This is a genomic window from Winogradskyella aurantia, from assembly GCF_002266855.1.
Lineage (GTDB): Bacteria > Bacteroidota > Bacteroidia > Flavobacteriales > Flavobacteriaceae > Winogradskyella > Winogradskyella aurantia.
Window position 1 is genome coordinate 1 of the sequence record NZ_NGJN01000008.1, and the last position, 20,578, is coordinate 20,578.

Annotated in this window: 16 protein-coding genes; 7 read left to right on the forward strand and 9 right to left on the reverse strand. The window is 38.0% G+C overall.

Annotation, left to right across the window (positions count from 1 at the left end; genetic code table 11):
* Together CA834_RS13160 and CA834_RS13165 are read right to left on the reverse strand one after the other, a co-directional pair.
* Window positions 1-2,787 (reverse strand): PKD domain-containing protein (locus CA834_RS13160; RefSeq protein ID WP_133085505.1); only part of this gene is annotated, 2,787 nt, incomplete at its 3' end.
* Window positions 2,788-2,799: 12 nt separating this feature from the next.
* The gene (locus CA834_RS13165; RefSeq protein WP_133085506.1) at window positions 2,800-3,267 is read right to left on the reverse strand and encodes a hypothetical protein; all 468 of its coding nucleotides are present in this window, start codon (window positions 3,265-3,267) and stop codon (window positions 2,800-2,802) included.
* Between the two features lie 196 nt (window positions 3,268-3,463).
* Between CA834_RS13165 and folE the strand changes: the two genes are divergently transcribed.
* The 6 genes from folE (at window position 3,464) to CA834_RS13195 (ending at window position 8,295) form a co-directional block, all read left to right on the forward strand.
* A complete protein-coding gene (gene folE / locus CA834_RS13170) occupies window positions 3,464-4,141 on the forward strand; it encodes a GTP cyclohydrolase I FolE (protein ID WP_094969190.1) in 678 nt (225 codons plus the stop codon).
* Window positions 4,142-4,197: 56 nt separating this feature from the next.
* Window positions 4,198-5,679 (forward strand): cysteine--tRNA ligase, encoded by a 1,482-nt coding sequence (cysS, locus tag CA834_RS13175; protein WP_094969191.1) that lies wholly within the window; start codon window positions 4,198-4,200, stop codon window positions 5,677-5,679.
* 2 nt (window positions 5,680-5,681) lie between these two features.
* Window positions 5,682-5,918 (forward strand): membrane protein insertion efficiency factor YidD, encoded by a 237-nt coding sequence (gene yidD / locus CA834_RS13180; protein ID WP_094969192.1) that lies wholly within the window; start codon window positions 5,682-5,684, stop codon window positions 5,916-5,918.
* A 428-nt stretch (window positions 5,919-6,346) separates the two neighbouring features.
* The gene (gene lgt, locus CA834_RS13185; RefSeq protein WP_094969193.1) at window positions 6,347-7,171 is read left to right on the forward strand and encodes a prolipoprotein diacylglyceryl transferase; all 825 of its coding nucleotides are present in this window, start codon (window positions 6,347-6,349) and stop codon (window positions 7,169-7,171) included.
* A gap of 2 nt (window positions 7,172-7,173) precedes the next feature.
* Window positions 7,174-7,668, forward strand: a complete 495-nt coding sequence (locus CA834_RS13190; RefSeq protein ID WP_094969194.1) for a DUF192 domain-containing protein — start codon at window positions 7,174-7,176, stop codon at window positions 7,666-7,668.
* A 153-nt stretch (window positions 7,669-7,821) separates the two neighbouring features.
* Window positions 7,822-8,295: a hypothetical protein gene (locus CA834_RS13195; RefSeq protein WP_165764804.1), complete on the forward strand. Its 474-nt coding sequence runs from the start codon at window positions 7,822-7,824 to the stop codon at window positions 8,293-8,295.
* A 73-nt stretch (window positions 8,296-8,368) separates the two neighbouring features.
* Here CA834_RS13195 and secDF read toward each other — a convergent pair whose 3' ends face one another.
* From secDF to gyrB, 6 genes are all read right to left on the reverse strand, one after another.
* The gene (secDF, locus tag CA834_RS13200) at window positions 8,369-11,413 is read right to left on the reverse strand and encodes a protein translocase subunit SecDF (RefSeq protein ID WP_094969196.1); all 3,045 of its coding nucleotides are present in this window, start codon (window positions 11,411-11,413) and stop codon (window positions 8,369-8,371) included.
* Between the two features lie 157 nt (window positions 11,414-11,570).
* Window positions 11,571-12,185, reverse strand: coding sequence for a hypothetical protein (locus CA834_RS13205; protein ID WP_094969197.1), 615 nt, complete (start codon window positions 12,183-12,185; stop codon window positions 11,571-11,573).
* Window positions 12,186-12,249: 64 nt separating this feature from the next.
* On the reverse strand, window positions 12,250-12,912 hold the full coding sequence (locus CA834_RS13210; protein ID WP_094969198.1) for a hypothetical protein: 663 nt from the start codon (window positions 12,910-12,912) through the stop codon (window positions 12,250-12,252).
* Window positions 12,913-13,001: 89 nt separating this feature from the next.
* Window positions 13,002-13,928, reverse strand: a complete 927-nt coding sequence (locus CA834_RS13215) for a malate dehydrogenase (RefSeq protein ID WP_094969199.1) — start codon at window positions 13,926-13,928, stop codon at window positions 13,002-13,004.
* A gap of 145 nt (window positions 13,929-14,073) precedes the next feature.
* Window positions 14,074-15,117, reverse strand: coding sequence for a DUF6588 family protein (locus CA834_RS13220; protein ID WP_094969200.1), 1,044 nt, complete (start codon window positions 15,115-15,117; stop codon window positions 14,074-14,076).
* Window positions 15,118-15,245: 128 nt separating this feature from the next.
* On the reverse strand, window positions 15,246-17,195 hold the full coding sequence (gene gyrB, locus CA834_RS13225; RefSeq protein WP_094969201.1) for a DNA topoisomerase (ATP-hydrolyzing) subunit B: 1,950 nt from the start codon (window positions 17,193-17,195) through the stop codon (window positions 15,246-15,248).
* A 543-nt stretch (window positions 17,196-17,738) separates the two neighbouring features.
* Between gyrB and CA834_RS13230 the strand changes: the two genes are divergently transcribed.
* Entirely contained in the window at window positions 17,739-18,836 is a 1,098-nt protein-coding gene (locus CA834_RS13230; RefSeq protein WP_094969202.1) for an acyloxyacyl hydrolase, read from the forward strand.
* A gap of 17 nt (window positions 18,837-18,853) precedes the next feature.
* Here CA834_RS13230 and asnB read toward each other — a convergent pair whose 3' ends face one another.
* Window positions 18,854-20,515, reverse strand: coding sequence for an asparagine synthase B (gene asnB / locus CA834_RS13235; RefSeq protein ID WP_094969203.1), 1,662 nt, complete (start codon window positions 20,513-20,515; stop codon window positions 18,854-18,856).
* Between the last annotated feature and the right edge of the window lie 63 nt (window positions 20,516-20,578).

Genomic DNA, 20,578 nt, shown 5'->3' on the forward strand with positions numbered 1-20,578 from the left:
GACCGTATTGGTATAGGGAACCGGCAGCGCGTTCTGGCCGAGGTCCGCGTCACCAGGGGTCGCGTGGTAGCTCACCGAATAGTCCGGGTCGCCCCCAGTTACCTCAGCGTCCTTAAGGCTCAGGTCCATCAAAGTGATCCCGTCTGGGACCCCGTCGTCGCAGACCTCTAAGGGCGTGGGGGCGTTTATAGATGGTAAAGGATTGACAGTAAATTGCACAACATTACTATTAGAACAGCTACCTGAGCTTATGTACTGTATTTCATATGTTTCTCCCGGTGTAGCGTTGGTAACTTCGCCGGTAGTAGGATCAATAACCGCTCCGTCAACGGGAGGGATGTTAAAGCTAAAGCTACCACCGAGAACACCAGTGACCGTAACAATTCCTCCGTCACATGTGGGTGTAACGTTGAAGCTTACATCATCTAAGGATAATGTATTAAACGTTACAACTTCACTAGATGCACAAGTACCATTCGTTGTATAACTCACCGAATAAGACGTATTAGGGCTTGCATTAGTAATTTCACCCGTATTTGTGTCAATTAATGCAGCATCGGTCGGAGCAACATCAAAATTAAAAGTGCCTCCTAGTTCACCTGTAATTGTCATTGTTGCCCCTTCACAAGTTGGATTTACAGTAAAAGACGCATCCTCTCTAGGACTGACGACTAAATTGAAAACTGGAGCTGCCGAAGCGTTATAACAATTAGCATCTGAAACACTTTCTATTCGTACATAAATTTCCTGAGGTGAAGCAGAATTTGTATATGACGTTGGTAATATTCCCGTACCTGCATCGGCATCAGCAAAACTCAAATGATAAGTAACATTAAATGCTGTTGAAGATTGTGCTCCTAAAATACCTAATGTTTGAAGACTTAAATCAAACTCCTCTACCCCATCATTCGATGGGTCGTCACATAATACTAAATCTGCAACAGGGTTAATAACTGGCTGACCAGATACAACTAAGGAAAAAGGTAAAACGTCGTAACAACCCGAGGTCTGATATTCAATCCGCACATAAATTATTTCACCATCAGCACCAGAATATGTTCCTGTCCCCGCAATAGGGGCAATACCTGCTTCAGCATCAGCGAGTGAGTTATGATAGGAGATTTGCAAATCTCCCGGGTTAGGCGCATCTGCCAAGACTACACTTGTATTGGAATCTAAATTGAAAATATAGGGAGGTGACCCTGCATCACAAACTACAAGGTCATTTGGTGCCGCCGTTATAATTTCAGGAAGCACATCTATACATACCTCTTCGGTATATTCACATCCAAAATCGTCCGTAACTCTATAGGTATAACAATACTGTCCTGCATCTGGTGGGGTAACTGTAATAATATTACCGTTTATATTAGTTATGCTTGCATCAGTATCCCAAGCTTCAGCTGTTATAACTGGTGTAAAGGATAATTCTGGTGGTTGTAAATTGGGATCAAATTCTATTTCCCATGAGAAAATATAACCATTATCAATACCCAAATTATCGGTAACTTCTATGGTCCAATCTCCATTTAAAGGGCTCCCTACTAAATTGGTAAAAGATTGCTCCGGCAAATAAGTTCCTGGAGCAATTGAAGGACCAGCGGGAGTTCCAGCTGTTATTGTTGGACCATTTACAAGGGTCTGGGTACCCGTCATGGAGAAGCAATAATCCGCACCTACGCCAGGTGTATTACTTCCATCATCGTTCGCACCACCGAGATAGGTTCCTCCTCCTCCCGGAAAATCCTTTAAAATAGCCTGTTGTCCATTTGGACTTATTATAGTGATTTCCAAATCTCCCAAATAGGAATGTTCTATATTTAAACAAATACTCACTATTTGTAATGGATCCGAAATTGTTGCCGCCGAATCGAAACAATCCACAGGTATAGATGATGTATACGATACCCCGTTCCCATCAGGTAAGAAAGTAGTGTCGGCTACCGGAGGCGTACAATCATTAATAAAAGGAGTAGGCTGAACCACCCCTGTTAAATCCGTGCTTTCCCCAAAACAAATGACCGGACTAGTCGCCCGAGTTCCCGTAAAATCAGGTTCTGTGGCTACCTGTATTACCTGATTAATTAAATTGTTATTTGTACAACCCAATGGGTCTTGACTAGTATTAGTATCCCGAATATTAAGATTAACTATATAAACACCTGGATTCGCATATGAGAAAGTCGCAGTCTGACCTGCTACTGTATTACCATCTCCCAAATCCCATTCATAAGTAGCGCCTGTTCCATCAATTGAAAAAGTTCCGCTACCTGATAGGGTAATATCTTCATTTGGACAAACTCTTATGTAACCATCGCCATTAGGTGCTGGAACAGCGGAGTCAAGCTGTGAATTAATAACCTGACAAGGCGTTAAACAGGAAATATCAGCAGCCCATCCTGCAGTATTTCCAGAGCCATTTGACGTGAACTCAATAGTTATGCATCCCGTTGCATTAGCCGAAGTTGCCTGAACCAAACCGGGACTGCTCCCCCCAGTAAATTGACCAAATGCTGGTGCAGCGGTTGAATCACCATTATAAATGGTCATAAAATCTAAATTCAATTGAATGGTAAATTCTGTAAAATTAATTTGCATACGCTGTCCCGGATTTTCAGGACAAAATGTGAGTACCAAATTTTCATCATCTTCATAATTTCCAAACTCTCCTCCTGAATCATAAAACACACCGCTACATTGATTTACAGTACCATTCTGCATCAACACATCCTGGCTCCATCCCAAACTCGACAAACTGCATAATATGATAAAAATAAAATTCCTCATGTTTCTGAATGTTTACTGGTGTTGGGATTTAATTAATATAACGTAGTCTGAACCGTCCACATTGTAGATTTTGGTTTCTAGGCTATAAAACTCCAATTGGTACTTTAATGGATTAAAATTCCTTGGGTCAAACAGTTCATCGCGACTTAACTCGGGAACATAATTATTGAACAACGGGACTTCAGATAATTTTGTGGCCTCATTACGTTTTTCAAAATTGGATTTTTTCTCTATTAGAATACGGTTTCTCAATAATTGCTTTATAGACTTAAGCATTTGGGGTTTGCTGAATACATATTGTTCTGCATAGTCACCATACGCTTCTATAATATAATTCCGTTCTTTTAATGTTAGGGGCGCACTCACATTATCATCAAAAACCGCAAGGGGAACAGGAACTTTTTTTGGACTTGAGTTTGTCTGGCCAATAGCCAAACCACCCATAAATAGCATAATGCTAATGGATAATATATATTTCATTGCTTAACCAAAATAATTAGTGGGGAAAATTAAGAAAATTTTAATAGAACCTCGTTGAGTTCATCAATGTTATCGGTGTTTTATCGGTTTTTATCGTTAAAGCCTTCGTATTATTATTCGGCTGCATAAAGCATACTATTTTTATTATGTATCTTTGCACCTCCTTTTATGTACATACGATTAAATTATTTTTAGAATGAAAATCGATAGTGATTTTAACGATATAGACGCCATAGGAAACGACCACTTAGGTTCATCAAGTGATACACCTATGCGACCCGATGCTTTTAAGCTTTCCAATACCGATAAAATAGATATCATTAAGGATGATGTTAGGCATATTATGGAAACCCTTGGACTAGACTTAAAAGACGATAGTTTAAAAGGTACGCCAGACCGCGTTGCCAAAATGTTTATCAATGAGATTTTTGCCGGTCTTGACCCTGCAAAGAAGCCTAGTGCATCAACTTTTGAAAACAAATACAAATACGGTGAGATGCTTGTTGAAAAGAACATAACGGTATATTCAACTTGCGAGCATCACCTACTACCAATTGTAGGTCGCGCCCATGTTGCTTATATTTCTAACGGGTCGGTCGTTGGCCTATCAAAAATGAATCGTATTGTAGATTATTTTGCCAAACGACCTCAAGTACAGGAACGATTAACCATTCAAATTGTAAAGGAACTTCAAAACGTTTTGGGGACCCAAGATGTAGCTTGTGTCATTGATGCCAAGCACTTGTGTGTAAATTCAAGAGGGATTCGTGATATTGAAAGTAGTACCGTGACCTCTGAATTTGGTGGGAAGTTTAAGCAAAAAGAAGTCAAAAGGGAATTCTTGGATTATATTCAATTAGACACTCAATTTTAAGCCAAAAGATCATCTCAAGTCATTATAAATGTACCTCATAGATTTTTAATAAGACTATGGCCTTGTATCAACAGCAAACGATTAAAATTTACAACTCACTAAGCGGTAAGAAAGAAGAATTTGAACCTATTCATGAGGGCTATGTAGGCATGTACGTCTGCGGCCCAACGGTGTATAGTAATGTGCACTTGGGTAATGTTAGAACCTTTATGTCCTTCGATGTCGTTAACAGGTATCTGAAGCATTTAGGCTATAAGGTTCGGTACGTGAGAAACATTACAGATGCAGGTCACTTAGAAAATGACGCTGATGAAGGTGAAGATCGTATTGCCAAAAAAGCAAGATTAGAAGCCATTGAACCTATGGAAGTTGTGCAGCGCTATACAGTAGACTTTCATAACATACTGAACAGCTTCAATTTTTTACCACCTAGTATTGAGCCAACAGCAACGGGCCATATCATAGAGCAAATTGAAATTATTAAATGTATTCTTGATAATGGTTTGGCTTATGAAGTTAATGGCTCGGTTTATTTTGATGTATTAAAGTATAACAACAAAAAAACGTATGGCATTTTAAGCAAACGTAATGTTGAAGACTTAATTCACAACACACGTCAACTAGATGGGCAATCAGACAAAAAAAATCCACAAGATTTTGCGCTTTGGAAAAAAGCAGAGCCACAACATATTATGCGCTGGCCTTCACCGTGGAGTGATGGCTTCCCGGGATGGCATTTAGAGTGCACGGCCATGAGCACCAAGTATCTCGGTGAGCATTTTGATATACATGGTGGTGGTATGGACTTAAAGTTTCCACACCACGAATGTGAAATAGCCCAGGCAGAAGCTTGCAATAACGAATCTCCTGTTAATTATTGGATGCACGCAAATATGCTTATTATGAATGGGAAGAAAATGGCAAAGTCTACTGGCAATTTCATTCTACCCAACGAAATTTTTACCGGAGATAATCCGCACATTTCCAAAGCTTATTTACCAAGTGTAGCGCGATTTTTTATGCTACAAGCACATTATAGAAGTATCCTAGATTTTACGGATGACGGTTTACAGGCAGCAGAAAAGGGATTCTTTAGATTGAAGGACGCCATTAATGATATTGATGATTTAAAAACTAGTTCAGCGTCTACCTTTGATGTTAATGCTTGGCGTCAGCGGTGCTTTGATGCTATGAATGATGATTTTAATACACCTATACTTATTGCTCAACTTTTTGAAGCCGTGAAAATAATTAATCAAATAAAAGATGGAAGCGCTACCGTTACTGCAGACGACCTAAACATTCTTAAAACAACCATGACGGAATTTACGTTTGATATTCTTGGTTTAAGCAATACGGCTAAAGAATCGTCAAGCTCTGATAAATTATCAGGTGTCGTAGAAATATTGATAAACCTAAGAAAAGAAGCTCGTCAAAACAAAGATTTTGCACTATCGGATAAGATAAGAGACGAATTGATTGAGGTTGGCATTCAATTACAAGACGGTAAAGATGGCACATCTTTTACGACTAACTAAAAGTGAAAAAACTGCTTATATATCCTTTTCTATTTTTAATAAAAGTCTATCAAACTCTTATTTCCCCTCTTTTTCCCGCGACATGCAGGTACCAACCCACATGTTCCCATTACGCTAAGGAGGCATTAGAAGTCCATGGCATCTTAAAAGGTGGCAAATTAGCTTTAAAACGGGTTTTTAGTTGTCATCCCTGGGGAGGCAAGGGTTTTGATCCAGTTCCCGAAAAGGATGACAACTAAAAATTTTCCCTTAGCGCCACCTCGCCCGTTCGCTAGATATGTACACCGTACATTTCGTTTTTCGCTCCGTCGCCCTGGGGAGGAAAGGGTTTTGATCCAGTTCCCGGAAAGGATGACAACTAAAAAGTTTCCCTTAGCGCCATCTCGCCCGTTCGCTAGAAATGTACACCGTACATTTCGTTTTTCGCTCCGTCGCCCTAGGGAGGAAAGGGCTTTGATCCAGTTCCTAAAAAGGATGACAACTAAAAAGTTTCCCTTAGCGCCATCTCGCCCGTTCGCCAGAAATATATACCGACATTTTATTTACAATTCGTGAGTCTGAGAAGTAAAAAGATTTTGCCCTACACTACTAAAAGGCCATTAATATTCCGTTAATCACGGTTTCAAAACCCTACAAAATAGTATATTTACCGCATAAATATGCAACTATGTTTTTATTACAAATGGAATGGGACCCTACCAAATTCATTGAAATAGGGTTTTTTAAACTTCATTTTTATAGTGTTATGTGGATTGTAGCTTTCCTATTGGGTTTCTATATTATGAAGCGCATCTACAGAAACGAAAAGCAATCCAACGAGTCCTTAGATTCCCTCTTTATTTATTCTGTGCTGGGCATTATGATTGGTGCAAGACTTGGGCATGTTATTTTTTATCAATCCGAACTTATAACAGAGGATTTCTTCAGCATTTTTTTACCGTTTAAATTTAAAGGGGGTATTGAGTTTACAGGGTTTCAAGGTCTTGCCAGCCACGGAGCAGCCATTGGAATGATTATCTCCATGTACCTCTACAACAAAAAAATCTTGAAAAAAACAGTTTTATGGATACTTGACCGTATTGTCGTTCCTGTAGCTCTCGGTGCTGTGTTTGTAAGAATAGGGAATTTTATAAATTCTGAAATCATTGGGAAGTATACCAATAGTGATTTTGGCGTTATCTTTAAACAACTTGGGGAATCGCAACCACGGCACCCCGCTCAATTATACGAAGCCTTTTGCTATATTTTTGTGTTCCTTACCTTATTTTATTTCTACTGGAAAACCAAAAAAGCTGAACAAGAAGGTTTTCTCTTTGGTTTGTTTTTAGTGCTCTTGTGGACCGTAAGATTCTTTGTTGAATTTGTTAAGGAAGCTCAAAACCCAGAACGTGCGGACTGGTTATTGAACACTGGCCAATTATTAAGTATTCCATTTATTGTATTGGGATTATACTTTATGTTTGTTTACCAACCAAAAAAGAAGTTAAAATAGTAATGCGAAGCGCCTTTTTACGATTATTACCCCTTCTCATATTTCTCGTTTTATTCACTAATTGCAAAGAAGATAAGGTTACTAAAACCAGTGAACAGGTCATTATTAAATTTAAGAAGGAAGGCAATCTAAACCTTTTTAAAGCGGATAACGATTCCTTAATCAAAAGCATTGATATTGAAATTGCAGATACGGACTATGAAACCCAAATGGGGTTAATGTATAGAACGGAACTAAAGGATAATCAAGGTATGTTGTTTATTTTTCCAGATGAAGACTATCGAAGTTTCTACATGAAGAATACAAAAATACCACTAGATATCATTTACATTGGCGAGGATAAAAAGATTGTAAGCATTCAAAAAAATGCTCAACCCTTTAATGAAAGTTCCCTCCCATCCGAAGCTCCAGCAAAATATGTGCTTGAAGTTTATGCAGGTTTATCAGAAAAATGGCAATTAGAGGTTGGGGACAAAATGAATTATTCTAAACTCTAATTAAAATTTCCTTTTATTTCAGATTCTACAACAAGGCTTGAAGGCTTCGAAATTACAGGTTATTTTTACCATAAAAAGGGCTATAATTTTAGACGTTACCTGGATATAAAAAGAGCCAAAGCAACCATCAAAATACCAGACCTAATGGTCATTATGATGAATCCCGGGTCTTCCAAACCGCTATACCCTATTATCAATTCTGTAGAAACTACAGCTATTCCCGACCGAACACAATTACAAATTATTAAAGTGATGAATAATTGCAATTTCAATTATGCCAGAATACTTAATCTATCTGATATCAGAGAACCTAAAAGCAAAATTTTCTTTAAGCTTATGAACGGCTTTAATAATGCCAACATACCACATTCTATTTTTTCTAAAACGTATAAGAAGGCGTTTAAAAGACTATTCATTAAAGATGTACCCGTTATTATCGCTTGGGGTGTAAACGAAAAACTAAGCCATCTTGCCAAGCTCGCCTTAAAGAATATAGATGAAAAAACTATAGTAGGCCTTAAGAAACCTGGATCCCTTTACGGCTATTATCATCCGTTACCTCCGAACCATTTCAAACAAAAGGCATGGGTAAATGCCATAACAGAACAATTACAAAATATCATATAAAAAATGCCTTTCTGTGCAGAAAGGCATTTTCATTTCTGAAACACATTCAGAATAAGTATCAAAAAGGCAAAATCTATGCGTCCTCCTCGTCTTTAGGTTTTTTCTTTAAGGACTCGGCCGCATCCCCTTTTTTAGCCGTATCATACATAATTGGCGTTGCAATAAATAGTGATGAATAGGTACCGACCAAAACACCAACGATTAAGGCAAATAATAATCCTCTAAGAGAATCCGCTCCAAAAATGAACATTGCCAAAAGTACTACCAAGGTGGTTACCGAGGTGTTTAAGGTTCTACTCAATGTACTGTTAAGAGACACATCTATGGTTTTATCAAATGTCCAGCTTGTGTGCTCATTTAAAAATTCGCGAATTCTGTCAAATACAACAACTGTATCATTTAATGAGTAACCAATTACCGTTAAGATAGCCGCTATAAAAGCTTGGTCAATCTCCATACTAAATGGCATAAATTTCCATGTCAATGAGAAAATTCCTAAAACAATTAAAACATCATGGAAAACTGCAGCTACAGCACCAAGTGAGAACTGCCATCTCTTAAATCTAAATAAGATATATAAGAACACCACAACCAGTGAACCTAGGATGGCCCAAACTGATGATTTTTTGATATCATCTGCTATGGTTGGGCTTACCTTACTAGAAAGCATTTTACCAATCTTGGCATCTCCAGACCCAGCTAGGAACTCTTCATAGGTAATGCCATCTGGTAAATATTTTCTGGTGACTTCAAATAGTTTAGCTTGCACCTCTTCATCAGCTTCCGTAGAGTTATCCTCTACTTTATATTTCGTAGAAATCTTTAACTGATTTGGACCGCCAATGGTTTTCACCTCGGCACTTCCAAACACTTCATTCAAATCTCCCTTTATTTCTTCCACACTTACCTCTTGGGCAAATCTAACCTGATAGGTTCTACCACCAACAAAATCAATACCTTGATCTAACTTGTTTGTGAATAAAGACCCAATACTTAATACTATTAATGCACCAGAAATAACATAAGCAATCTTGCGCTTTCTTAAGAATCCAATATTGACATTCTTAAACAGGTTTTTGGTAACTGCTGTAGAGAAGTCTAGTTGACCTCCTCGGTTAGCATACCAATCAATTAATAAACGGGTTATGAAAATGGCCGTAAATAATGAGGTTAAAATACCAATGATTAGGGTCGTTGCGAAACCTTTAATTGGCCCTGTGCCGAACACAAATAAAATTAAGGCTGTTAAACCAGTAGTGATATTGGCATCCAAAATAGATGATAAGGCATTAGAGAAACCGTCCTTAATGGACTCCTTCTGGGATTTTCCTTTAGCTATTTCCTCGCGTATGCGCTCAAAAATGAGCACGTTAGCATCAACCGAAATACCAATGGTCAGTACAATACCCGCAATACCAGGTAGGGTCAGTACCGCCCCCAAACTTGCTAAAACACCAAAAATCAATAAGATGTTCAATAACAAGGCAACATCAGCAAAAAGACCAGCTTTTCCGTAATAGAAAACCATCCATACCAACACAAAAGCCAGTGCGATTAAGAAAGATTTCATACCACTATCAATAGCCTCTTGTCCTAAAGAAGGACCAACTTCGTCTGCTTGAACTATTTCCGCTGACGCAGGTAGTTTACCCGCCCTAAGGACGTTTGCTAAATCTATTGCTTCCGTTAGTGAAAATGCACCTGAAATCTGGGAGTTTCCTCCAGAGATTGGACCATTTGACACGCTCGGCGCCGAATATACAATATCATCTAACACAATAGCAATATATCCTTGAGTCTCGTATGCCTCCTTGGTCATCGCTTCCCAAATCTTAGCACCCTTAGCATTCATTTGCATACTAACTGCGGGTCTACTTAACTGGTCGTAATCCTGTCTTGCATCTGTAATTACTGCACCGCTAAGTTGTGGCTCGCCATCTCGATTACCTTGAATAGCATATAATTCTGAAAACTCAGATTCTTCTTGTTGTATTCCCCAAAGAAATTTAACATAGCGCATTTCTGCTGGTAATAGTGATCTGTTTTTTGCGTCATTTAATTGCGCCATAACTTTCTCCCTATCCTTAGCTAAGAATACCGCTACCACGGAACCACCATTTCCATAACTTTGAATACCTAAAGGATTAACTTCAGCCACATTAGTAGAATCTGATTCTATTTGTCCTGTTAGGTCATCAATGACGTTTGAAGTTGAATCTACCACTTCAACAGCATCTTCAATTTCTGAAGCCGCCTCTTCTTTTTCTTTGTTTGCTTCGACTAAAGCTTGGTTAACCTGTAAAATATACGGAAGAACTTCTTGGGTTTTATAGGTTTCCCAGAACTGTAGTTGTGCTGTTTTTGTAATAATATCAACAACCCGTTCCTTGTCCTTTGCACCTGGTAATTCAATTAAAATTCGTCCAGAATTTCCCAATCGTTGAATATTTGGTGATGTTACACCAAATCCGTCGATACGGTTACGCAATACTTCGAACGCAGATACAATAGACTCATCAATCTTTTGCTCTAAAATACCTTTTACCTCGTCATCGGACATATCAAACTTAATGTCATCACTCAAATCCCTGTTGGCAAAAATATCTGGCGAAGCTAATTTGGTATCACCTTTAATGGCGTCCCAGGCTCTAAAGAAGGACTCTAAATAGGATTCTTGGGCATCTTTTTGTAGTTCTTCAGCATCATCGAGCGCTTTATTAAATACAGGGTCTTTACTATTATTAGCTAATCCTTTTAAAATATCTTTAACCGAAATTTGGATTATAGCATTGATCCCTCCCTTAAGGTCTAGGCCCAATTTCATCGCATTTTCTTCAACCTCTGAATAGGTATATTGACTAACACCTAAATTATAGACCTCAATGGGTTCAAATTTTTCACCTACTTTGATTTTAGATGTTTTTAAGGAATCGAGATAGTTGATTTCAGCCTGATTTCGTTTTTCCTGATAATTCTCTTCTGTTTCAGAAAACTGGCTTATTGCTGCCTGTTTTGCTTCATCTTCTATTTGGTTGGCCTTGAACGTGAATGATAACTGATAAATACTCACTAGTCCAAACAAAAGAGCAAAAAGCTTAATTAATCCTTTGTTTTGCATTGTTCTTTTTATTTATGATCGAAAATTTAAATCGCGCAAATATAGAGTTTACGTGATTATTCGACAATTTATTTTTAATGATATACGTCGTGATAAATTTTGAATGAATGAAAACCTCATTCGAAATAAGATGTTGTGAATTATCACTTTAAATAATTCAAGAGAAAAAAGGTCCTGCCCTAACCTGAGGAATTTTGTAGGCGTTTTTCTTTTTATAAACGGTTGAGGGATGGTAAGAAACCAAAGAACCCACTAACCGTTTATTAGAAGTGTCTGAAGGGTTTAGTCGTGCATAAGTCTTTAGCTTAATTGGGCTAAATCTATCACTTTTAAAATTAGGCGTTATTACTTCGGTAGCATCAAAATGCCAAGAAATACCGGTTTCGCCATTTAATTCTGAAATCTTTAATCTATAATCTGTATGGCCCTGCTCTTTTGATGTATGTTTAGAATGCTCTCTATTGTCATCAAGATTAAAATGAAAACCTATTTCACGAGTTAGGGCATTCTTTATCCTGTAAATATCAGTATTGCTATAATACGTAATTTTAAGCTGGCCATTCTGTAATTCACTAATTTGAATTTTTTCAGCACCTTGCAAACCGAGTACGACTTCTATATTCTCAATGGCACTTTTTGTGTCATAAGAAGATATATCAGTAGCGGTAAAATTTACCAAGATTTGCTGATTCGGCGGTGTTGAATGGTTTAGATAAGCACCTAAGCCCGATACAAGCAAAATTGAAAATAAAAACTGTAGAGTCGTTTTCATGTGGCAAATATAAATAAATAAAGGCTTTATCTCTAAAGCCTTTATTTAATGTGTACTCTTAAAATTACATGCCCTCCATCTTGGTATAACCTTCTGGTGGCGTCATGTTAAACTTATCTTCAGATACTGAGGTCTTGTCTAGTTTAGTAACCTCCATGGTCATGGTCATAGCCATACCTTGTTGGTTCATATTCATTACCATATACATAGGATAACCAGAAATTTTGTCGCCTAGCATAGAGGTTTGTTGGGTCATTACAGGTACAATTTCATCGGTTGTAAACATAGACATCTTCACCTCCACGCCATCTTGTACCATAGTGACGATCTTTTCTTTACATTCATATCCTAAAATCGTTTTTGTAGCACTTCCCTCCTCGACGGAAATATTTTCAAGCATTTCAGGAGTCACTTCAACCGTTTTAAGCATAAATTTCTTGCCCCCCATCATTGGACTATCCATCAAAGTTAAGGATTGCATTTTATCCTGATCTGATATCACAACCATATCACCTGACATAGGATTAGACATCTCTACGCGAGACTTAGTTCCCTTAAAATAGGTCGTGGCCATCATATCTCCCATCTGGTCGAATGTGGCTTGCATTTGAGCATTATCAGTAGATAAGGTTTGTTTAGTTGTAATTACACCTTCTGTAATTTTATCTTGGGCAGTTGTTACTAAACTAAACACCACAGCCAGACTAAGTAAGATTAATTTTTTCATTGTATAAATTTTATGTTGGCAAGATAAATACAAAAACCTTACCAACAATACTGCTAGTAAGGTTTTTATAATGATATATTAATTTAATTTTAAAATTCTAAAAGATCATTAGTCTTTTTAACCCCTTCTGCGCTTTCTGCCATATGTGCCTTTTCTGCGTCACTCAATGGTACGTCTACAATCTTCTCAATACCATTTTTACCCAAAATAACCGGCACGCCAATGCATAAATCAGACAATCCATATTCACCATCTAATAATGTTGAACAAGGGAACATTTTCTTTTGGTCACAGGCAATGGCTTGGACTAAAGCAGAAACTGCGGCCCCTGGCGCATACCACGCTGAAGTGCCCAGTAATTTAGTCAATGTTGCACCACCGACTTTGGTATCTTCTTTTACCTGATTAAGTCGTTCTTCCGACATAAATTCAGACACGTTGATACTGTTTCTTGTGGCATGTGAAGTTAAAGGCACCATACCCTTGTCACTATGACCACCTATAACCATACCATCAATATCACTTATTGGAGCTCCCAAGGCTTCTGCTAATCTGTATTTGAATCTAGCCGAGTCCAAGGCACCACCCATACCAATGATTTTATGCTTTGGCAAATCTGTAGTTTTATGCACTAAATACGTCATGGTATCCATTGGATTACTCACAACGATAAGAATGGTATTTGGAGAATGTTCCACCAAACTAGATGAAACCGTTTTAACGATACCGGCGTTAATACCAATGAGTTCCTCTCGTGTCATACCAGGTTTTCTTGGAATTCCGGATGTTATTACACAAATATCACTATTTGCTGTTTTAGAGTAATCGTTAGTACTTCCTACAATTTTAGTATCGAAACCATTTAATGATGCACATTGCATGAGGTCCATGGCCTTACCTTCAGCATAGCCTTCTTTTATATCTAAAATGACCACTTCTGAAGCAAAATTTTTAATTGCAATATATTCAGCACAACTTGCACCAACAGCGCCAGCGCCAACTACAGTTACTTTCATGTTATTTTAATTTTTAGTGTTACTTGAAATCGATTACAAAAATAAGGCTTTGCCTATAATTTACCATGATTTATGTCATGGTATTACCAAATAAAAAAGAGCAACAAGGATGCTGCTCTTTTAAACTATTTAATTCTAACTTTTTTTATCTAAAGCTGAAGGCTATACCAACTGAAGCTGTATTATATTCTTGAAAGGTGTAATCTGCAAAAATCTTAAAAAATCCAAGATTTAAACGAGCCCCAAGTGTTGCATTCATGCCACTTGCCTCAAAATCTAAATTTATAGGGTTAGTTATGGTTTCCTCCACAGAACCAATGGTATTTCCATTACTATCCTCAACATCATACCTCAAGGTATAATCTCCTTTCATTCTTGCCGTGGTTTGGCCGCTATTATAACCAACGCTTCCATACACGGTAACAAGTACAAAATCTAAGGAGCCTATGGCCTGTATGGTCCAAGTATTCATTTTAAATTCAGCTTCACCGTTACTCGTAGAAACGTCCTCATTTAGTTCTTCCTCAGATAAATCCGTGGTAACCTTCATGTTAGAGAAAGCACCCAAAATTGAAATATTCAAAGGCAACTTATCCATAGGTCCAAAATATTGGGTTAAATCATGTTGCAGGCCAAAACCAATTGAACTGGCTTCTACATCATCAAACCTTAAATTAGGTACAAACCTCGCTTTAATATCCGTTTTAAACGGCAAACCAAAACCAACTTGAACAGTAGGAGCGGGCACTGCATTTAAAGGCAAATCTTGGGCGATGCCACCGGGCAATTCAAAACTAGCTACTTTAAATCTATTATCCCCATCGGGAATACTTATATCAATTCTTGTTACTGTATCATCCTCGCTCATAACAGTTCGTATGCGGGTTTCACCGTTAGGCAATGACACAAACTCATAATCACCTGGGTTAAACGCAAAGGTTTGTGCACTCATTGGCACAAAGGATAAATTACCCCCAATGGTTAAATCAAAGCCAAATTTCTTATGTACTTTACCTGTAGTAAACCAACCACTATTCATACTATACATTAATCCCACAATCGCAGGGTTTAAGTAGTTTTCAGTTAACAGGCTCGCATCATCAGCGGCTAATAGAATACCGTCTAAGTCTTGGGCTTTAAGACTATTTATGGTAAAACAAACGGTAATAACAACTATAAGTTTTTTCATGATTAAGTAGATTTATAAGTATAAATCTATAAAAATATTATATAATGAGACTTAACTTCCTCATTATATATAAAAAAAGCAAGTCCAAAACTTGGACTTGCTTTTTTAAAATACCTAATACAATTTATCTAAACATCAATATTGGCGTAGATAGCATTCTTTTCGATAAATTCTCGTCTTGGCGGTACTTCATCGCCCATTAACATAGAGAATATCCTATCAGCCTCTGTTCCGTTGTCTATTTGAACTTGTCGCATTGTTCTGAACTCTGGGTTCATTGTTGTATCCCATAGTTGCTCTGCATTCATTTCTCCTAGACCCTTATAACGTTGAATTTTAGAATTTTCTCCAAATTCGGCTACAATACTATCTCTTTCCTTATCGGACCATGCATACTGCTTCTTGGCACCCTTTTTAATCAAATACAATGGTGGAGTAGCAATATAGACGTGACCTGCTTCAATCAACTCGCGCATATAGCGAAAGAAGAAGGTTAAAATCAAGGTTGCAATATGACTACCATCAATATCGGCATCACACATAATTACGATTTTGTGATAGCGCAGTTTACTAAGGTTTAACGCTTTACTATCTTCTTCAGTACCTATGGTAACACCTAGGGCCGTGAAAATGTTTTTGATTTCCTCATTTTCAAAGACCTTGTGGGTCATAGCCTTTTCAACGTTTAATATTTTTCCACGTAACGGCAAGATGGCTTGAAAATTTCTATCGCGACCTTGTTTGGCAGTACCTCCTGCAGAATCCCCCTCAACTAAGAACACTTCACATTTAGATGGATCTTCTTCGGAACAATCCGATAATTTTCCAGGTAAACCACCAATGCTCATCACGGTTTTTCGCTGAACCATTTCACGTGCTTTCTGAGCTGCATGGCGTGCCTGAGCAGCTAGAATGACCTTTTGCACTATTATCTTCGCATCATCTGGATGCTCCTCCAAATAATCGGTAAGCATTTCAGAAACGGCTTGCGATACTGAGGCCGAAACCTCTCGGTTTCCTAGTTTCGTTTTGGTTTGACCTTCAAATTGCGGTTCTGCAACTTTAACTGAAACGATAGCTGTTAAACCTTCGCGAAAGTCATCACCCGCGATTTCAAATTTTAACTTATCCAACATACCTGAATTATCTGCATACTTCTTAAGGGTATGTGTCAATCCTCGGCGGAAACCTGAAAGATGTGTGCCACCTTCATGTGTGTTAATGTTGTTGACATAAGAGTGTAGATTCTCGGCATATGAGGTATTGTAAACCATGGCTACCTCAACTGGTACGCCATTCTTTTCACCTTCAAAGGCAATGACGTCCTTCATTAAAGGTTCCCGGTTACCATCTAGATACCTCACAAACTCAGTGAGTCCATTTTCTGAGTGAAATGTCTCACCTTCAAATGAACCGTCTTCCTTTTTAAAGCGACGGTCTATTAAGTGAATCGTAATACCCTTATTGAGATAAGCTAACTCGCGCATACGGCTCGCCAAGGTGTCATAATTATATTCGAGGGTTTGGGTGAAAATGGTTGAATCTGGTTTAAATGTGACTATGGTACCTCTTTTATCGGTTTCACCAACCTGTTTTACAGGATATAACGTTTTCCCCCGCTCATACTCTTGCTCCCAAATCTGACCGTTTCTATGAACGGTTGCCTTAAGGTGCTCAGACAGTGCATTTACACAGCTCACTCCGACGCCGTGAAGACCACCAGATACTTTATAAGAATCCTTATCAAATTTACCTCCTGCTCCAATTTTAGTCATGACCACCTCAAGGGCAGATACACCTTCTTTTTTATGTAGATCTACCGGAATACCACGACCATCATCCTCTGTGGTAATTGAGTTATCCTCATTTATAGTAACGGTAATATTGTTACAATGTCCTGCAAGCGCTTCATCAATAGAGTTATCTACAACCTCATAAACCAAATGGTGTAAACCTCTAGTACCCACATCGCCAATATACATTGATGGGCGCATACGCACGTGCTCCATTCCTTCTAATGCCTGGATGGAATCAGCAGAATAATTATGCTTATTAAATTCTTCTTTCTTTTCGCTCATAAAAACGTTTGTTGTTTGTTATTAATTTGCTTGTTGAGCCCATATAGACTTCACAAAAAAAAGATGCTTTAGAGCATCCTTTTGAATACAAACAAATATACGAAATAACGAGGCTTTTTAAAAGCAAATTATTGCCTTAAAAGAATAATTATCAACATTTGTTAATTTCTTAAAAGTGGCTTAAATCGCCTAAAAAGGACCTTAAATTTGATTTTAAGGAATTTTTTTCAATTCAAAAATTAAAAAATCTGGAAAGTGCCTTAAAGACGTTTTTTTTGATTTTAAAATGCCAAAAATAAACTGATTTTCTGCTTATTTGTAGCTATCAAATCTTTTGAAAAAACAACTCAGAGATTCCAATAATTAAAAATTAGGGTTTTTATATAAGGCTTTGGTTTAATTATTCAAAAACTGATATTTTAGACGTTTTGCCAGATTAAATATTATTGAAAAATAACCGACTGGACCTTTAATCACTATGTTGAAAAACATAATAGTTGTATATTTATATTGAAAAAGATTACATATTTCAAAAATTGCTGAATGAAAAAGTGTTTACTTGGCTTCATAGCGTCTTTTATCGTAATTTTCAGTGTTAAAGGCCAAAGTAATTCTAAATTTACTGAGAGTAGACCTACCATCATTGGTGTATCTTTAGATTATGGATTCCTGATTAAACACACCCCCTCCTTACGTGAAATAGAAGATGCCTATCCTTCTGCTATTACGCTCGATTGGAGCAAATTATTATTAACTCAAAATGCTTGGGATTTTTGCAGTTGCTTTCCTAGAGTTGGTGTTGATTTAGCATATTGGAATTGGGACAACCCTGATGTTCTTGGTAATGGAATCTTAGCAATGGGCTATGTAGAGCCTTATTTTAGAACACAGAAACGAACGAATCTATTTTTTAGAATGGGCTTGGGTGGTGCTTACCTCACACAACCATACGATGAGCAAACTAATCCCTTGAACGAATCTTACAGTACCAACCTCAGCTTTGCCTTAGTGGTGGGATTAGGGGTAAATTACAGACTCACTGATTCTTGGAACTTACGCCTAGCAGCAAAATATAACCATACCTCTAATGGTGGAATTAGCACACCAAATAAAGGCTTAAACTTTCCATCCATAAGTTTCGGTGTCAATAAAAGTCTCAAAGACATAACCTATCCAGATTTGGAAAGGATTGATAAACGACATCCGCCAGAGCAAAAAGAACGTATATCCGTAGTTCATTTTTCGGGCTGGAGCAACGCCGCAGTAGGCGATAAGGATAAGTTTTATGTTTTTGGTTTTAATGGTAAATACAGCCGTTGGATAGGTGGACGAAGTGCCCTGACGGGCGGTACGGAGTTGATTTTTGATTATTCTAGAAGAGAACAGATTGAGCTTGATGGTGCTGATGCTGATTTCTTCCAAGCAGCTGCTTTGGTTGGGCATGAATTTTGGTTGGGCAAAGTAACATTTAGCCAAGAACTAGGTGTCTACTATTACAACGACTACCGTATTAATGATGATATTTACCAACGCTATGGACTCACTTATAATTTCAACAAGCACATTTTTGCAGGTTTTAGTTTAAAGGCACATGGGCATGTAGCAGACTTTTTTGATTTGAGATTAGGCTATACATTTTAAAACGCATCAATTAAGAGCTAATAGGCATCCTCATGGACCTTTGCCACAGCTCTTCCTGAGGGATCATTCATATTTTTAAAGGCCTCATCCCATTCTAAAGCAATTTTTGTACTGCAAGCAACACTAGGCTCTTGGGGTACGCTTAGGGCCGCTGCATCACTAGGGAAATGTTCTTCAAAAAGAGTCCTGTAATAATATTCCTCCTTATTCTGAGGCGTTTGTATAGGAAATCTAAAATGGGCACTTACCAATTGCTCATCGGTAATTTCTTTGTCTACCAATTCTTTTAAGGTATCGATCCAACTATAGCCAACCCCATCACTAAACTGTTCTTTTTGTCGCCATGCCACGGTTTCGGGAATCATGTGCTCAAAGGCTTTACGGACAACCCACTTTTCCATGCGATCGCCTGTAATCATTTTATCCTCCGGATTTATACGCATAGCCACATCCATAAATTCCTTGTCCAAAAATGGCACACGACCCTCAATGCCCCAAGCAGCCAAACTCTTATTGGCTCTTAAACAGTCGTACATGTGCAATTTGCTTAATTTCCTAACGGTTTCCTCATGAAAATCCTGAGCACTAGGTGCTTTGTGAAAATAGAGATAGCCACCGAAGAGCTCGTCCGCGCCTTCACCAGACAAGACCATTTTAATACCCATAGACTTAATAACGCGTGCCATTAAGTACATAGGCGTGCTTGCTCTAATTGTTGTAATATCATAAGTTTCTAATTGGTAGATTACATCTCTTATAGCGTCCAGACCTTCTTGAATGGTAAACTCAATTTCATGGTGTACTGTCCCTATATGGTCCGCTACCTTTTTTGCAGCCGCTAAATCTGGGGAACCTTCTAATCCTACGGAGAACGAGTGCAGTTGTGGCCACCATGCCTTTTCCTTATCGTCTGCCTCAATGCGACGTTCAGAATACTTTTTAGCTATAGCCGAAGTAACTGAGGAGTCCAACCCTCCTGACAGCAATACACCATAAGGCACATCGCTCATCAATTGACGGTGTACCGCATCTTCTAAAGCTTGTCTCACCTCAGCAATACTTGTCTGATTATCCTTTACTTCATCGTATGCTTCCCAATCACGCTTGTACCATTGCACCAATTGCCCATCGCTACTACTCATGTAATGCCCAGGGGGAAACAATTCTATTTTAGAGCACACACCTTCCAAGGCTTTCAATTCTGACGCTAGGTAAAATGTACCGTACTTATCCCAACCCATATACAACGGAATAATACCCATATGGTCCCTCGCAATAAAATATTCATCCTTTTCTACATCGTATAAGGCAAATCCAAAAATGCCATTCATATCATCAATGAAGTGAGCACCTTTCTCTTTGTAAAGTGCAAGGATGACCTCACAATCACTTTGTGTTTGAAAATTGTAATCAGGAAATTCAGAACGCAATTCTCTATGGTTATATATTTCACCATTTGCGGCTAAAATCAATTTTTTATCTGCACTAAAAAGGGGCTGTTTACCTGAAGCTGGATCTACAATGGCCAGTCGCTCATGCGCCATTATAACTTTACCGTCGCTATAAATACCACTCCAATCAGGGCCACGATGACGAATAGACTTTGCCATTTCCAATACCTGAGGTCTCAAGTCTTCCGATTTCTGCTTTAAATCAAACGCACATACAATTCCGCACATAATTTTTTATTTTAACATTAATTAAAAGACAAATATGTTAATAAACTTCCATTTATTAAATAC

What these genes read in the sequence shown, in the direction of transcription:
- secDF (WP_094969196.1), bottom strand. Translation starts at nt 11,413, where the DNA reads ATGCAAAACAAAGGATTAATTAAGCTTTTTGCTCTTTTGTTTGGACTA.
- CA834_RS13165 (WP_133085506.1), bottom strand. Translation starts at nt 3,267, where the DNA reads ATGAAATATATATTATCCATTAGCATTATGCTATTTATGGGTGGTTTG.
- CA834_RS13220 (WP_094969200.1), bottom strand. Translation starts at nt 15,117, where the DNA reads ATGAAAAAACTTATAGTTGTTATTACCGTTTGTTTTACCATAAATAGT.
- CA834_RS13210 (WP_094969198.1), bottom strand. Translation starts at nt 12,912, where the DNA reads ATGAAAAAATTAATCTTACTTAGTCTGGCTGTGGTGTTTAGTTTAGTA.
- CA834_RS13230 (WP_094969202.1), top strand. Translation starts at nt 17,739, where the DNA reads ATGAAAAAGTGTTTACTTGGCTTCATAGCGTCTTTTATCGTAATTTTC.
- CA834_RS13205 (WP_094969197.1), bottom strand. Translation starts at nt 12,185, where the DNA reads ATGAAAACGACTCTACAGTTTTTATTTTCAATTTTGCTTGTATCGGGC.
- lgt (WP_094969193.1), top strand. Translation starts at nt 6,347, where the DNA reads ATGTTTTTATTACAAATGGAATGGGACCCTACCAAATTCATTGAAATA.
- CA834_RS13190 (WP_094969194.1), top strand. Translation starts at nt 7,174, where the DNA reads ATGCGAAGCGCCTTTTTACGATTATTACCCCTTCTCATATTTCTCGTT.
- asnB (WP_094969203.1), bottom strand. Translation starts at nt 20,515, where the DNA reads ATGTGCGGAATTGTATGTGCGTTTGATTTAAAGCAGAAATCGGAAGAC.
- gyrB (WP_094969201.1), bottom strand. Translation starts at nt 17,195, where the DNA reads ATGAGCGAAAAGAAAGAAGAATTTAATAAGCATAATTATTCTGCTGAT.
- folE (WP_094969190.1), top strand. Translation starts at nt 3,464, where the DNA reads ATGAAAATCGATAGTGATTTTAACGATATAGACGCCATAGGAAACGAC.
- cysS (WP_094969191.1), top strand. Translation starts at nt 4,198, where the DNA reads ATGGCCTTGTATCAACAGCAAACGATTAAAATTTACAACTCACTAAGC.
- CA834_RS13195 (WP_165764804.1), top strand. Translation starts at nt 7,822, where the DNA reads ATGATGAATCCCGGGTCTTCCAAACCGCTATACCCTATTATCAATTCT.
- CA834_RS13215 (WP_094969199.1), bottom strand. Translation starts at nt 13,928, where the DNA reads ATGAAAGTAACTGTAGTTGGCGCTGGCGCTGTTGGTGCAAGTTGTGCT.